This window comes from Hydrogenimonas cancrithermarum (genome assembly GCF_030296055.1).
GTDB classification, from domain to species: domain Bacteria; phylum Campylobacterota; class Campylobacteria; order Campylobacterales; family Hydrogenimonadaceae; genus Hydrogenimonas; species Hydrogenimonas cancrithermarum.
The window spans coordinates 1444997-1458678 of sequence record NZ_AP027370.1 but is presented as its reverse complement, the minus strand read 5'-3'; the positions used below and the strand labels follow the sequence as shown (position 1 = coordinate 1458678).

The following is a 13682-nucleotide window of genomic DNA, read 5'->3' as shown; positions in this document are numbered from 1 at the left end:
ATAACGTAATTTAACTTTCAATTTTCTCAGTCCCACTTTTTCAAAAGACCATTCTTTACTTCATATATAAAGTTACACTTTTCAAGAGTACTTCGTCTATGGGCAACGATAATTATTGTTTTTTCACTTCCAAGATCATAGATCTCTTCCATGATCTCCTTTTCGGTTTGCATATCCAGCGCACTAGTCGCTTCATCGAGTACCAATATATCGGGATCGTGATAGAGAGCCCTGGCAATCGCGAGGCGCTGGCGCTGCCCGCCGCTGAGTTTGATGCCATCCTCACCAATCATAGTTTTGATTCCTTCGTGCTCATGTTTGAAAAAATCGAGCAGTCTCGCCTGCCTAAGAACCTCTTCGACCCTCATGGCATCATACTCATCCTCCAGCGCCACATTTTGGGCCACCGTTCCTTCCATCAGTTCGATCTTCTGAGGAATATATCCGATCTTTCTGCGCCAGCTTCGAATATTGCTTTCGTCCAGTTTCGCATCATCGATAAAAATCATGCCTTCCATCGGACGGTAGAGCCCAATGAGAATGTCGACAAGTGTCGACTTTCCACTGCCGCTTTCACCCACAATTCCTATCTTTTCGCCTTTGCGAATCTCCAGATTCACCCCATTGAGCACCTTCTTCCCGGGTACATACCAAAAACACACACCCTCCAGCCGGATACTCCTGCAGAAACTCACCGGTTCGTCACCGTAATTCTCGCTTTTGTAGAGCATCTCCTCGTGAATCTGCTCCACGGCGCGGTAGTTGTAGAGGATGTTGTTATAGGCCCCGAAGATCCGGTGAAAAGAGGGAAGCAGCCGGTAGAGCGCCAGAATAAAGACCGAAATGACGGGAAGATAGGCGGTGACATCAGAACGGGTCGTGTAGAGATAATAGAGAATGATGGAGATAACGATAATGAACCCCACCGCTTCCAGATAGAGTCTGGGCAGCTCCCTGAGAGAGTCGTAGAGGATCCGAGATTTCGAAAGCCGATCCACCGCTTCCCGAAATTTGGCCATATGTCGCTCGCCCGTGTCGCTTAGTTTGATGATCTTGAAATTGCCAAGCACGCCGTGAACGATTTTGAAAAAATCCCTTTCGTGTCGTTCCCGTTCTCTTCCGGCTTCCTTGATCCGAAAGGAGACCGTCTTGAAAAGTACAACAAAATTTAGTAGCAAAAAAACCGTGATCAACAGTGTGATTTTCCAGTCGATCCAAAGGAGAATCGCGTAGATGATGGCGACAATGAATATTTCACTCATCATGAAAAGCAGCGAAGAGAGCACCTGTGTCATGTTCTGTCCTTCAGCCACGAGAACCTTGATAAGGTCTGCTTTACTGGAAGTGATATAGTCACGGTAGCTGCGGTCGAGATACTTTTTGAAAAGTTTCAGGGCGATGGAATAGTAACGGCCTTTCGAAAAACGTGCAAGCAGATAGAAATAAAGATAGTTGATCATGCTGCGTAGAATATAAAAGCCTATGAGGCTTACACCGAATGCGATGACGAAATCCACGGGATCAGAAAAACCGAAGAGATCGTATAGCGAGTTGAAATACCACTTTTCTTGAACGAGATCGAAATTCGTCGCTACCGAAATAAACGGCATAATGGCAGCGACTCCGAGGATCTCTACAAAGGAAACAATGATGGAGAAAAGAAAAAGAGTGATGAAAAAATGCCGATCTTTTTCGCCCAACAGCTCGTATATTTTTTTAAATAAGGTTTTTTCCATATGCTATAGGTAGTAGCTACGATACCATTCGATAAATTTTTCGATACCTCTATCCAGATCCGTCGACGGACTGTAACCGACATCCCGCTCTAGCGCGCTCGTATCGGCCCAGGTCGCTTCCACGTCCCCCGGCTGCATCGGCATCATGTTCATCTGTGCCTTTTTGCCCAGATGTTTCTCGAGTGTCAATATGAAATCCATCAGTTTGACAGGTTTGCCGTTGCCTATGTTGTATACCCGGTACGGAGCAGGGGAAGAGGCCGGGTCGGGGTGCATAAAATCGAAATCTTCGTTCGCCTTTGCCGGATTTTCTATAACTTTGACGACACCCTCGACGATATCGTCGATATAGGTAAAATCACGCTGCATCTTTCCGTAGTTGAAGACGTTGATCGGGCGGTCGTTCAAGATGGCGTCGGCGAAGAGCATCGGGGCCATGTCGGGGCGTCCCCATGGGCCGTAGACAGTGAAGAAACGAAGACCCGTGGTACGAATACCGTAAAGGTGACTGTAGGTGTGTGCCATCAATTCGTTGCCCTTTTTCGTCGCGGCGTAGAGGCTTACCGGATGGTCGACACTGTCGCTGACGCGGAAAGGCATCGATTTGTTGAGCCCGTAGACACTCGAACTGCTGGCGTAACAGAGGTTTTCGACTTCGTGATTTCTGCACCCTTCCAGAATATTGGCAAAACCGGTCACATTGCTCCGAATGTAGGCCATGGGGTTTTCCAGCGAGTAGCGAACACCTGCCTGGGCCGCCAGATTGCAGACCGCATCGAACTTCTCCTCTTTGAAGAGCCTCTCTATGGCAGGAGTGTCCGCGAGATCCATCAGATAAAATGCATGTCCGTCATATCGACGGCTCTTCACTCTTTTTCCGGCACTGACATCACGCTCTTCTATCCCGAGTTCGCGCAGCCGGCCATATTTGAGGTTGACATCGTAATAGTCATTGATATTGTCGATCCCGACAACTTCATGCCCCTCTTCAAGAAGGCGTTTTGCCAGATGATAGCCGATGAATCCGGCGGTTCCCGTTACCAATATTTTCATAAATCTCTACTTCACCGGGATATCGGATTTGATTTTCTCTAAACTCTTTTTGCCGATTCCTTTGACCTGGACGAGTTCCTCGACACTTTCGAATCGCCCATGCTTTTTTCGATACTCGACGATCGCTTTCGCTTTGGACGGTCCGATCCCTTTGATATGCGTCAGCGTTGTGATGTCGGCGGTATTGATATTGATCGCGGCCATCAACGAAAGGATACTCATAAGAAAAACGGCGAGGTATTTATACATCGGTAAAGCTCCATACAACAAGATGGAACATTATATCAAAAACGGAGAATGTTATTAAGAGATGAAGCGGGAAAAAACAGCCCCGCTCGGAGGCTGTTTCTGTTACGCCAGAGCGGCTTTGGACTGCTCGACGATTTTTGTAAATGCTGCAGGGTTGTTCATCGCCATATCGGCCAGGATTTTTCTATCCAGCTCGATACCGGCTTTTTTGAGCCCGTGCATAAATGTGGAGTAGTTCATATCGTTCAGACGGCACGCTGCGTTGATACGGATAATCCAGAGTTTTCTGAACTCTCGTTTTTTCTGTTTTCTGTCGCGGTATGCGTAAACCAGGCTTCTTTCAACCTGCTCTTTCGCTTTTCTGAAGTGTTTTCTTCGTCCGCTGTAGAAGCCTTTGGCAAGCTTCAGAATCTTTTTGTGTCGGCGTCGGCGTACGACTCCTGTTTTTACTCGTGGCATATGCTTTCCTTTCTTTACCTATTTCATCTTCTTCGATGTCAAGGTGCCGGACCATTTTACTGGACAATCTGGCCGGACTTGCCCGTTCATGTACATCTATTGTACGTTTCGGGGAACGCTTTAACTGGTTTACCCTTGCTTATTTTTGGCCGAGCATCGCTTTTACGCGCGGTGCATCGACTTCAGCAACATACTGTGCCGAGCGAAGTTTGCGCTTGCGCTTCTGGCTCATTTTAGTCAGAATGTGGCTTCGAAACGCGGATCCGCGTTTGATTTTGCCGCTTTTTTTGACTTTGAAACGCTTTGCAGCGCCGCGTACCGTCTTCATTTTAGGCATGAACTTCCTCCTTTGTAAGATAAACACGGCAAAAAACACACCCTTGGGCGGTTTTTTCGCGTGCAAAAATAGGGGCGTAATTATATCAAAAAAGAAGCGAAAGGCAAAACGCGGGAAATTTCCGCGTTTTCAAAAACAACCCCTGCACTACTTTTTGGACTGAGCGTCTTTTTTGGGGACGACATACATGTTGATGTAGCGCCCTTCGTGAAACGGCCCTTTTTCAAGCTCGGCGATATCCTCGACCATCGGCCAGACCGATTTGAGTACCTCGACTCCCGCTTCGGGATTGGCCATTTCGCGACCGCGCAGGAAGACGCGGAATTTGACATGCTTGCCCTGCTCCAGAAACTCCCTGGCGTGCTTGACTTTGTAGTTGATGTCGTTTTGGGCGATCTTGACGGAGAGCTTGATCTCTTTGACTTCGATCTGCTTCTGCTTCTTCTTCGCCTCTTTCTTCTTCTTCTCCTGCTGGTACTTGAACTTGCCGTAGTCCATGATCTTCGCGACCGGCGGGTTGGCCTGCGGTGCAATCAGAACGAGGTCGAGCCCCATATCGGCCGCTTTGTTCAGCGCCTCGTCACGGCTGACCACGCCATACTGCGTACCATCATCGCCTACCAGGCGAACCTCACGGGCTCTGATATCTTCGTTCATGATTACATCGTTTTTCTTACTCAAATCCTAACCTCACTTGTCTGCTCCTTGATGAGTTTGATAAATTCTTCCGCGCTCAGGTCGTACTGCTCGCGTTTTCTTCGGTCGCGGACCGCCACATTGCGGTTTTTGACCTCTTCGTCGCCGATGATGGCGATCATCGGCACCTTCTGTTTCTCGGCCGTGCGCACACGCTTGGCGAGCGACTCGTTCTTGTCGTAGATTTCGCAATCGACGTCGAACTCCGCCAGCTCGGCCGCCAGCTCTTTGGCGTACGCCACGTGGTCTTCCGCAATCGGCACGAAGATCACCTGCGTCGGCGCGATGAAGATCGGGAACTCGCCGGCGAAGTGTTCCGTCAAGATCGCGATGAAGCGCTCGAAACTTCCCAAAATCGCGCGGTGGATCATCACCGGACGCGATCGTTCGTTGTTCTCGTCGACATACTCCAGCTCGAAACGCTCGGGAAGGTTGAAGTCGACCTGGATCGTCCCGCACTGCCATTTGCGTTTCAGCGCATCGGTGATCTTGATATCGATCTTCGGTCCGTAGAAAGCGCCACCGCCTTCGTCGATGCCGTATTCGAAACCGTTCTCGTCCAGCGCCTCTTTGAGCGCTTTGGTCGCTGTCTCCCAGATCGCATCGTCGCCGATCGCCTTCTCCGGTTTCGTCGAAATCTCCATCTCGTACTCGAATCCGAAGATCTTCATGACGCGGTCGACGAACTCCAGAACGTCGATGACGACCGGTTTGATCTGTTCGGGCGTACAGAAGATATGGGCATCGTCTTGCGTAAATTCGCGAACACGCAGCAGACCGTGCAACACACCGCTCTTCTCGTGGCGATGGACCACACCGTATTCGAAATATTTGAGCGGCAGTTCACGGTAACTGTGCATGTCGTGCTTGTAGATGAGAATATGCCCGATACAGTTCATCGGCTTGATGCCGTACTCCTGCCCGTCGATCTCGGTCAGGTACATGTTTTCGCCGTAGCAGGCGTAGTGGCCGCTCGTACGCCACATGTCGGCTTTCAGAATTTCCGGGCCTCTGACCGGCTCATAGCCGCGGCGCCGGTGCGCTTTCCACAAAATCTGCTCGATCTTCCCGCGAAGGCGTGCCCCTTTGGGCATCCAGAACGGAAGCCCCGCACCCGCTTCGTCGTTGAACATGAAAAGCCCGAGCTCCGTACCCAGTTTGCGGTGGTCACGCTTTTTCGCCTCTTCGATCATCTTCAGATACTCTTTGAGGCTCTCTTTGTCGGCGAAAGCGATCCCGTAGATGCGCGTGAGCATCTCTTTGGTCTCATCGCCGCCCAGATAGGCGCCCGCCACACGTGTCAGCTTGAAGTTGCGCAGAAATTTGGTGTTTGGCACATGCGGCCCGCGGCAGAGGTCTTCGAAATCGCCCTGGCGGTAGATGCAAAGACGGTCGTCTTCGATCCGCTTCATCACCTCCTGCTTCAGGTCGTCACCGGCGAACTTCTCTTGGGCTTCGCTTTTGGGAATGCAGTAGCGCTCGATGTCGATCTTCTTCTTCGCCAGTTGCTGCATCGTCTTTTCGATCTTCTTCAGATCACTGTCGCTGATCTTTTCATCGACGCGGAAGTCGTAGTAGAAACCTTCGTCGACGACGGGACCGACAAAAAATTTCGCTTCGGGATAGAGTTGTTTGATCGCCTGTGCCATCAGGTGGGCGGTGGAGTGACGGATAACTTCAAGGGCTTCTGGGGAGTTGTCGAAGTAGATAGGTTCACAGTCGCTGCAATCCATTTCAGCAGCCGTTTGAGTGTCAATAATCTGCCCGTTTTTGTCTTTATAGGCAATGATCTCTTTTTCTTCCAAGCAATTCCTTCGAAAATATAGTTATAAAGTCAAAAGTTAAAAACCAAAATTGTTTGCGATAAAATTTTTGCATAACAATACTTCTAAAATTTTTAACTTCTAGTTATTAACTTTTAACTTTTGAAAAAGGGGATGGTGGCCACGACAGGACTTGAACCTGTGACCACTACCATGTCAAGGTAGTGCTCTACCAACTGAGCTACGCGACCATCCGTTGCGGTAAGTTTAGCAGAAAATTCGCTCTTTTTCCATAAAACCGGAAGAAGTGCTGAAGATTTGTGACGGAATTATACAAAATATTCTTTTATTTTTTCTTAAAAAAGAAACTTTCTATCAACAGCCACGCCACCGCCGTATCGATCATCACATCGGCAAAGTTGAAGACGGCAAAATCGAATCCACAGTGCCAATGCACATAGTCGACCACGCCGCCATGCATGAAACGGTCGGCGATATTGCTGATGCCCGCACCGAAAAGTATACCGAGCGGCAGGCTGTGGCGCTGCAGATACTTCCCGTGTATTATGTATCCGAGAACGCCAGCGAGCAATCCGAGCTGGATCCATTTCAGATAGGGCCCCAGAAAGGCGAACATCGAAAAGGCGACCCCCTTGTTGAAAACGAGCGTGAGGGAGATACAAGGGCTTTCCCATCGCCACCCTGCCAGAAAAATCGCTTTGATATTCTGGTCGATTATGTAGATGCCCGCCAGGGCAAGTAAAAATGTGGCCCACGCCTTAAGCATTGAGCGCTTTTTTGAAGAATGTTTCGAGCTCATCCATCCACTGCTCGATCTTTTTGGCACTCTTGCCCTCGAGCAGGATCCGGAGTTTGTTTTCGGTGCCGCTGTAACGGATCAGCGAACGCAATCCGTCCGCTCTGATCGCCGCCTCTTTCTCTTTCAGCCCTTCGATCGATTCGAGCGGCTTCTTCTCGGCTACTTTGAGGTTGACGAGCTTTTGCGGATAGAGCTCGAACGGGTCGAGTACTTCACTCGCCTTTTTGCCGCTTCGAAGGATCAGTGCGATCGTCTGCAGTGCGGTGACCAGGCCGTCGCCCGTTTTGGCATACTCGCTGAAGATGACATGGCCGCTCTGCTCACCACCGAGCACACAGCCGTTTCTGTGCATCTCTTCGAGAACATATTTGTCTCCGACATTGGAGCGTACGAGCTTGATGCCGTGTCTTCCCAGAAAATCTTCGAACCCCTGGTTGCTCATGACCGTCGCGACGATACAGTCGTTTTCCAGTTTTCCCTCTTTCTTCAGGTATAGTGCCAGCGCCCCGATCAGTTTGTCGCCATCGACCTGATTGCCTTTTTCATCGACAACGACCAGTCTGTCGGCATCGCCGTCGAACGCGAATCCGATATCGGCACGGTACTCGCGAACCTTCTCACTGAGCGCTTCAGGGTGCATCGCACCGCAGTTGTCGTTGATATTGTACCCGTTGGGCTTGTTGTTGATGACGATGACGTCGGCACCCAGCTCTTCAAAAACGGTCGGAGCCACTTTGTAGGCGGCGCCGTTGGCCGTGTCGAGCACGATACGCACGTCGTTGAGCGTCATATCGGTGGGGAAAGAGTTTTTGAGCTGGACGATGTAGCGTCCGATCACATCGTCTATCCGCTTGGAGGAGCCGATCTCTTTGCCCGTCTTCTGCTCCGAAATCAGAAGTTCCGTGTCGAAGAAAATCTTCTCGATCGCCGCCTCATCCTTTTCGTTCAACTTGTTGCCGCGCGCATCGAAAAACTTGATTCCGTTGTCTTCGTAGGGATTGTGGCTGGCACTGATCATGATCCCCGCATCACACCGCATATTCTCGGTCAAAAAGGCGATCGCGGGTGTTGGCATCGGGCCGATCTGGATCACATTGTAGCCAACAGCCGTCAAGCCGCTGACCAGGGCGTTCTCGATCATATAGCCGCTTCGGCGCGTATCTTTACCCACCAGGATCTTGTTGGTTTTTGCATGTTTTCTAAAGTAGATGCCTGCCGCCATCGCGAGTTTCATCGCCACAAAGGCATCGAGCTCTTTGCCGGCCAGTCCGCGAACCCCGTCTGTCCCAAACAGTTTCATTTTTCTCCCTTGCAGAAATCTTACATTTAATTTAAATTTAATAAATTTTAAGGTATGATTCCCAAAATTTTCTAATGACAAGGATTATACCATATGGCACATCACAAATCAGCGATAAAACGTATCCGCCAAACTGTAAAGCGCACAGCACGCAACCGATACTACAAAACACGTATCAAGAACATCACCAAGGCTGTTTTGGCAGCGGTCGAAGCGGGCGACAAAGAGGCAGCGGTCGAAGCGATGAAGATCGCCAACCGCGAACTGCACAAGTATGTCAGCAAGGGGATCCTCAAGAAAAACACCGCTTCACGCAAAGTGAGCCGCCTCCAGTCCAAAGTCAATGCACTCAGCGCCGCGTAACCCGCGCGCCTGAGGCAAACTGATGCTACGAGAAAAACTACAACCATTTATCGACCGCTATAACGAAATCAACACCCTTTTAAGCTCTCCCGACATCACGAACGACATCAAGCAGATGACCGCCCTCTCCAAGGAGCAGTCCGATCTCGAACCCCTCGTGGAGAAAGCGAAAGCCTACATCGCAACCGTCGAGGCGATCGAAGAGAACAAGTCGCTGCTTGGCGACCCGGAGCTTGGAGAGCTGGCGGCCGAAGAGCTCAAGGAGCTTGAACCGCAGCTCGAGAAGATGAACGAAGAGATCAAACTTCTGCTCATCCCCAAAGATCCCAACGACGACAAAAACATCTACCTCGAAATCCGTGCCGGAACGGGTGGTGACGAGGCGGCACTCTTTGTCGGAGACCTTTTCAAAGCCTATGTACGCTATGCCGAAAACAAAGGTTGGAAAATTGTGATCGAGAGCTCCAGCGAGAGCGAAGCGGGTGGCTACAAAGAGATCGTTGCACTCATCAAGGGAGAGAAGGTTTACAGCCGACTCAAGTACGAAGCGGGAACACACCGGGTTCAGCGGGTTCCCGCGACGGAGTCTCAGGGACGTATCCACACCTCGGCCGTAACGGTCGCCGTACTTCCCGAAGTCGAAGATGTCGATGTCCAGATCAATCCGAACGACCTCAAGATCGATGTCTACCGTTCCAGCGGATGCGGTGGGCAGTCGGTCAACACGACCGACTCGGCCGTGCGCATCACCCACATCCCCACGGGTATCGTCGTCGCGATGCAGGATGAGAAGTCGCAGCACAAAAACAAAGAGAAAGCGCTCAAAATTCTCAAAGCGCGTGTTTATGAAAAGCATCTGCAGGAGCAGCTGGCCGCCAGCAGCGCCGACCGCAAGGCACAGGTCGGTTCAGGCGACCGAAGCGAGCGCATCCGCACATACAACTACCCGCAGAACCGTATCACCGACCACCGTATCGGCCTGACACTCTACCGGCTGAACGAAATCATGGAGGGCGGGCTGCTCGACGAGATTATCGAGCCTCTCATCGCCCACTTCCAGGCCGAGGCGATCAAAGAAGCGGGACTTTGACCCGCTTTCGCTCGCACTGCTCCCATTATCTTATTGTAACCCTCTGTAAATCTCTTTGGAGAGCATGACCATCTCGTTGCCGAAGGCGATATTCGGTGCATTTTCCTGCAAATCGTAAAGATCCCATGCGTACTTTTCGATGGTTCGTTTCACCATATGCGTATATTTTTCGCCGAGTTGAGAATAGTGGGTCAGATAGGCTGCCGCGACAAACCCCCCGAACGGTTTTCCCGCTTTTCTCGCTTCATACCGCGCTTCCCTGAACGCTTTGTAGGCCCAGTGTCGGTTGAGATTGCGCATATAGGAGGCGATGGAGTCTTCGAGCGAGTCGAAGATGCGTATTTTGTAGCGCTCCCCCTCGGGACGGTTTTTCGGGACGATACCCCTTTTCCCCCAGGTCCACTCCCCGAAAAGATTGTTCGCTTCGCGGGCGAAACGGCTCTTCCCCCAGTTACTCTCGATGGAGGCCTGGGCAAGTACCATCGAAACGGGAACCGTATCGATTCGCTTGAGATACGCCTCTTTGTCATAGAGCGATTTGATGCGGTACTTTTTTGCCAGACGTTCGAGTCTTTTTATCTCATCCGGCGTGACGATGCCCTCTTTTTGAAATTTGGCAAAAAACGTCTCGACGAACCGACGCTCTTTTCCAATCTTCTCTTCCTCCTGCAAAATAAGCGGATAGAGAATTTTTACGAACATCTCTTTCTGCTTTTCGCTCTCTTTGATCGTATAGTATGTTTTTGGAAACGACTTGAACGCATCGGCAAAAAGAAGCGCCGAAGTCAGCAGAAATCCCGTTATCAGCTTAGTCAAAATCTCGCTCCATCATCGCGTCGAATGTATGACGCACTTCGCCTTTGAGTGTCAAGGTGTCCCCTTTTTTTGCAAGTTCAAGCCTTTCGCCGCTTGCAGGCATTACGGCGATGCAGTCACCCACTTTGCCTTCTTGGTTTCCGCGATAAAAGCACGCCGCCATTCCGGTTCCGCACGCCAATGTCTCGTTTTCCACGCCTCTTTCATACGTGCGGACACGAAGAAGGCCCCCTTCGATCGCTGCAATATTGACATTGGCATCGTATTGCCGGCGAAGCTCCCTCGCCTCCCGAAGATCGAAACTGTCGACCTTGTCAACGAATGCGACAAGATGAGGCACTCCCGTATCGACCAGCCACCATGTTTTTTCAAATGCTTCGATATTTTTGTCAATGATTTGCGGCGGTGTCAGCTCGCTGGTGACAATGCTGCCGTCAACTTCGGCTTCGATGACGCCGGCACCTGTCAAAAAACGCATCCGGTTCGGCGCCAGACCACGGCTGAAAGCGTAGTGTGCAGCGGCGCGGCTTCCGTTGCCGCACATGGCGGCGACACTGCCATCGGCATTGTAAAACTGCCACTCGAAGTCATATCTCTCATGCGGAAGCAGTACGATCAGCCCATCCGCACCCACGCCTTCTTGTCGATGACAAAGCGTTTGCGCCAATCCGTTTCGCTCTTTCTTGACAAAGGTATGAAATATGACAAAGTCGTTGCCGCTTGCAGAATATTTCGCTACGGTCATCACAGCCTCCCAACACTCCGGAGAGCCCGGAATAAAATTGGCGCGATTATACCATAGCTTAAGAGTTGCTTATATTAAGCGGGATTATTAATTGGATTACCTTGAATTGGTGATCTGGTTGAAGATGCGTTCCGTTTCACGCTGTAGATGTTTAAGGTTTTGGCTATTGTCGATGACCCATGTCGCCTTTTTTCGTTTCTCTTCGATATCGATCTGTGCATTCAGACGCGCTTCCGCCTCCTCTTCGCCAAGCCCTTCACGTTCGATCAGCCTCTTTTTCTGGGTTTCGCGCGGGGCATAGACGACGATGACCTTTTCGATCGGGTAACTGCCCGTTTCGAAAAAGAGGGGAATATCGACAATATACGGTCCTCCGAGCCTATCCTGAACTTCGCTCTGGCGGACAATCTCTTCACGGATTTTAGGATGCAGAAGCACCTCGAGCTGCTTGCGGGCCTCTTTGTCCGAGAAGATCAGCTGACCGAGTCGCTTGCGGTCGACCTTCCCGTCGGCGACATATTCGTCTCCGAAAAGTTCGGCCACCGCATCGGCTTCGTCGTCGAGTATCTGACGTGCGATCGCATCGGCATCGATGATGCGCAGGCCATAGAGCTTCAGAAGGTTGCAGGCGGTCGATTTGCCGCTGGCGATACCACCCGTGAGGGCGACTGCGTGCTTGAATGCCATTAGCGTTTGATATGCTCTTTCAAGAGATCGAATGTCGCAGTCGGCAGTGCGAACTGGGCGATATGGATATCGCTGTTATACCACTCGAATCCGTCGGTCAGGTCGGCACGCTGAAGATTGACATCGGCTGTCGGATGGAAAAACTTGCTGCCGAGTGCGAACCACTGTTCATTTCCGGTGCGAACCATCGAGGTGTAGCGGAACGGCATGACGATCTTGAACGCGTCGCAAAGGGCCGACAGCACCTCTTTGTGTCCTGCCATATCGAAAAGCTGGCTGCTTGCATCCATGACGACCAGACCTTTTTCTGTCAATATACGGTTGACATGTGCCATAACGGCTTTGTCATTGAGATAGATCTCGTCGAAACGGTTGACAATGACGATGTCGTACGTCCCCTCTTTCGCTTCGGCGAGAAACGAGAGTGTATCGCCAACCGTCAGATTGACACGCGCATCGTCGAACACCTTGTCGTAACGGCCGAAAGCTTTCGCCGCATCGACGATATCCTTGTCGCGCTCGACGACATCGATCGTGATATCTTTGTGTTTCAACAGCTCCGCCGCAATCGCTCCGTCTCCGCCATCGACGACGAGAACACGCCTGGGTTCCTCGTGTGAGCACATGGCGGTATGTGCCGCTATCTCGTGACGCATCATACTGTCGTGCTCGCAGTAGAGCGCCACATCGTCGGCGACAAGAATTTTTCCGAAATAACCAGAATCGAAAACTTCGACACCATCTCGCTCAAACAGCTTCTCTTTCACCTTGATTTCGTTTTTTACAATATCAACGACTCCCTGAGTCAACCACATATCTCGCTCCAGATTTTAAAATTGGAATGATTGTATCAAAATCGCTTTAAAGCGGTTTTAACTATCCGAAGATACTTTTTCCGGCAAGAAAGGATATAAATATAACCAGAAAGAGCGCGCCGAAACGATTGGTATAGCGTTTGTTGTTGATAAATATCGAAACAACGGTGCCGGCAAGTACAAAGAGGACCAAAATCCCGTAAAGGATGAAGATGAGCGCAACTCTCTCCTGAGGAAGCTCCATCTGCGGTTCTGTCAGGATAAAGGTCTGAACCACTGTCCAGAGGATCCAGACAAAGAGCATTATAGAGAACGAAAAAAGCCAAAATAGAAGCTGAACTTTACCGCTTTGTCTCACGATGAAAACCATCCAAAATATAAGTTGCATATAATAACGAAAAACTGTTAAGGAGAGAATATGAGTGCACTGGTAGAGTTTGCGATGTTTCCGACCGACAAAGGCGAGAGTGTAAGCGCTTATGTCAGCCGTATTATGAAAATTTTCAGGGAGCACGGTATCGAGCACCAGCTCACACCGATGGGTACCATTTTCGAATGCGATACGGTCGAAGAGGCTACAAACGTGATCAACCTCGCCTATTCCGTCCTGGAACCCGACTGCAACCGTGTCTATACGACGATCAAGATGGATATACGCAAAGGAAAATCGGGGCGGATGAGGCAGAAGATCGCTTCGATTCAAAAACATCTGTCCGATACTTAATATGATATAATTTTACAAATTTTTCGTAA

Annotated in this window: 17 protein-coding genes and 1 tRNA gene; 3 read left to right on the top strand and 15 right to left on the bottom strand. The window is 50.4% G+C overall.

Going from position 1 to position 13682, the window contains the following annotated elements; all coding sequences use genetic code 11:
* Window positions 1-26 precede the first annotated feature (26 nt).
* From QUD54_RS07510 to glmM, 10 genes are all read right to left on the bottom strand, one after another.
* Complete coding sequence (locus QUD54_RS07510; RefSeq protein WP_286336135.1) at window positions 27-1700, bottom strand: ABC transporter ATP-binding protein/permease; 1674 nt, start codon at window positions 1698-1700, stop codon at window positions 27-29.
* Window positions 1701-1739: 39 nt separating this feature from the next.
* Entirely contained in the window at window positions 1740-2789 is a 1050-nt protein-coding gene (locus QUD54_RS07505; protein WP_286336134.1) for an NAD-dependent epimerase, read from the bottom strand.
* A 6-nt stretch (window positions 2790-2795) separates the two neighbouring features.
* Complete coding sequence (locus QUD54_RS07500; RefSeq protein WP_286336133.1) at window positions 2796-3038, bottom strand: ComEA family DNA-binding protein; 243 nt, start codon at window positions 3036-3038, stop codon at window positions 2796-2798.
* A 102-nt stretch (window positions 3039-3140) separates the two neighbouring features.
* Entirely contained in the window at window positions 3141-3497 is a 357-nt protein-coding gene (gene rplT / locus QUD54_RS07495; protein WP_286336132.1) for a 50S ribosomal protein L20, read from the bottom strand.
* A gap of 139 nt (window positions 3498-3636) precedes the next feature.
* A complete protein-coding gene (gene rpmI / locus QUD54_RS07490; RefSeq protein WP_286336131.1) occupies window positions 3637-3834 on the bottom strand; it encodes a 50S ribosomal protein L35 in 198 nt (65 codons plus the stop codon).
* Window positions 3835-3981: 147 nt separating this feature from the next.
* Window positions 3982-4515 (bottom strand): translation initiation factor IF-3, encoded by a 534-nt coding sequence (infC, locus tag QUD54_RS07485; protein ID WP_286336130.1) that lies wholly within the window; start codon window positions 4513-4515, stop codon window positions 3982-3984.
* Entirely contained in the window at window positions 4512-6335 is a 1824-nt protein-coding gene (gene thrS / locus QUD54_RS07480; RefSeq protein WP_286336129.1) for a threonine--tRNA ligase, read from the bottom strand. The genes infC and thrS overlap by 4 nt, the downstream gene beginning before the upstream one ends.
* 133 nt (window positions 6336-6468) lie before the next feature.
* Window positions 6469-6544: transfer RNA gene (locus tag QUD54_RS07475), tRNA-Val, on the bottom strand.
* A gap of 95 nt (window positions 6545-6639) precedes the next feature.
* Window positions 6640-7080: a signal peptidase II gene (gene lspA / locus QUD54_RS07470; RefSeq protein WP_286336128.1), complete on the bottom strand. Its 441-nt coding sequence runs from the start codon at window positions 7078-7080 to the stop codon at window positions 6640-6642.
* Window positions 7073-8413, bottom strand: coding sequence for a phosphoglucosamine mutase (gene glmM, locus QUD54_RS07465; RefSeq protein WP_286336127.1), 1341 nt, complete (start codon window positions 8411-8413; stop codon window positions 7073-7075). Before glmM ends, lspA begins: the two co-directional genes overlap by 8 nt.
* 93 nt (window positions 8414-8506) lie before the next feature.
* Between glmM and rpsT the strand changes: the two genes are divergently transcribed.
* Together rpsT and prfA are read left to right on the top strand one after the other, a co-directional pair.
* Window positions 8507-8776 carry a 30S ribosomal protein S20 gene (rpsT, locus tag QUD54_RS07460; protein ID WP_286336126.1) on the top strand — a complete coding sequence of 90 codons (270 nt, stop codon included), beginning with the start codon at window positions 8507-8509 and terminating at the stop codon, window positions 8774-8776.
* A 22-nt stretch (window positions 8777-8798) separates the two neighbouring features.
* Complete coding sequence (prfA, locus tag QUD54_RS07455; protein WP_286336125.1) at window positions 8799-9866, top strand: peptide chain release factor 1; 1068 nt, start codon at window positions 8799-8801, stop codon at window positions 9864-9866.
* Between the two features lie 30 nt (window positions 9867-9896).
* Here the strand turns inward: prfA and QUD54_RS07450 are convergent, their stop codons facing one another.
* From QUD54_RS07450 to QUD54_RS07430, 5 genes are all read right to left on the bottom strand, one after another.
* A complete protein-coding gene (locus QUD54_RS07450) occupies window positions 9897-10682 on the bottom strand; it encodes a glucosaminidase domain-containing protein (protein ID WP_286336124.1) in 786 nt (261 codons plus the stop codon).
* A complete protein-coding gene (gene dapF / locus QUD54_RS07445; RefSeq protein ID WP_286336123.1) occupies window positions 10675-11427 on the bottom strand; it encodes a diaminopimelate epimerase in 753 nt (250 codons plus the stop codon). The genes QUD54_RS07450 and dapF overlap by 8 nt, the downstream gene beginning before the upstream one ends.
* A 96-nt stretch (window positions 11428-11523) precedes the next feature.
* Window positions 11524-12114: a dephospho-CoA kinase gene (coaE, locus tag QUD54_RS07440; RefSeq protein ID WP_286336122.1), complete on the bottom strand. Its 591-nt coding sequence runs from the start codon at window positions 12112-12114 to the stop codon at window positions 11524-11526.
* Entirely contained in the window at window positions 12114-12929 is an 816-nt protein-coding gene (locus QUD54_RS07435; protein ID WP_286336121.1) for a spermine/spermidine synthase domain-containing protein, read from the bottom strand. Before QUD54_RS07435 ends, coaE begins: the two co-directional genes overlap by 1 nt.
* Before the next feature lie 61 nt (window positions 12930-12990).
* Window positions 12991-13317: a hypothetical protein gene (locus QUD54_RS07430; RefSeq protein WP_286336120.1), complete on the bottom strand. Its 327-nt coding sequence runs from the start codon at window positions 13315-13317 to the stop codon at window positions 12991-12993.
* A gap of 30 nt (window positions 13318-13347) precedes the next feature.
* Here QUD54_RS07430 and QUD54_RS07425 point away from each other — a divergent pair, with 30 nt between their 5' ends.
* On the top strand, window positions 13348-13653 hold the full coding sequence (locus tag QUD54_RS07425; RefSeq protein ID WP_286336119.1) for an MTH1187 family thiamine-binding protein: 306 nt from the start codon (window positions 13348-13350) through the stop codon (window positions 13651-13653).
* Window positions 13654-13682: the final 29 nt, after the last annotated feature.

Bases quoted from the DNA above. Each gene is read 5' to 3' on its own strand.
- QUD54_RS07505 (WP_286336134.1), bottom strand. From the start codon at position 2,789: ATGAAAATATTGGTAACGGGAACCGCCGGATTCATCGGCTATCATCTG.
- QUD54_RS07500 (WP_286336133.1), bottom strand. From the start codon at position 3,038: ATGTATAAATACCTCGCCGTTTTTCTTATGAGTATCCTTTCGTTGATG.
- rplT (WP_286336132.1), bottom strand. From the start codon at position 3,497: ATGCCACGAGTAAAAACAGGAGTCGTACGCCGACGCCGACACAAAAAG.
- rpmI (WP_286336131.1), bottom strand. From the start codon at position 3,834: ATGCCTAAAATGAAGACGGTACGCGGCGCTGCAAAGCGTTTCAAAGTC.
- lspA (WP_286336128.1), bottom strand. From the start codon at position 7,080: ATGCTTAAGGCGTGGGCCACATTTTTACTTGCCCTGGCGGGCATCTAC.
- glmM (WP_286336127.1), bottom strand. From the start codon at position 8,413: ATGAAACTGTTTGGGACAGACGGGGTTCGCGGACTGGCCGGCAAAGAG.
- rpsT (WP_286336126.1), top strand. From the start codon at position 8,507: ATGGCACATCACAAATCAGCGATAAAACGTATCCGCCAAACTGTAAAG.
- prfA (WP_286336125.1), top strand. From the start codon at position 8,799: ATGCTACGAGAAAAACTACAACCATTTATCGACCGCTATAACGAAATC.
- dapF (WP_286336123.1), bottom strand. From the start codon at position 11,427: ATGACCGTAGCGAAATATTCTGCAAGCGGCAACGACTTTGTCATATTT.
- coaE (WP_286336122.1), bottom strand. From the start codon at position 12,114: ATGGCATTCAAGCACGCAGTCGCCCTCACGGGTGGTATCGCCAGCGGC.
- QUD54_RS07435 (WP_286336121.1), bottom strand. From the start codon at position 12,929: ATGTGGTTGACTCAGGGAGTCGTTGATATTGTAAAAAACGAAATCAAG.
- QUD54_RS07430 (WP_286336120.1), bottom strand. From the start codon at position 13,317: ATGCAACTTATATTTTGGATGGTTTTCATCGTGAGACAAAGCGGTAAA.
- QUD54_RS07425 (WP_286336119.1), top strand. From the start codon at position 13,348: ATGAGTGCACTGGTAGAGTTTGCGATGTTTCCGACCGACAAAGGCGAG.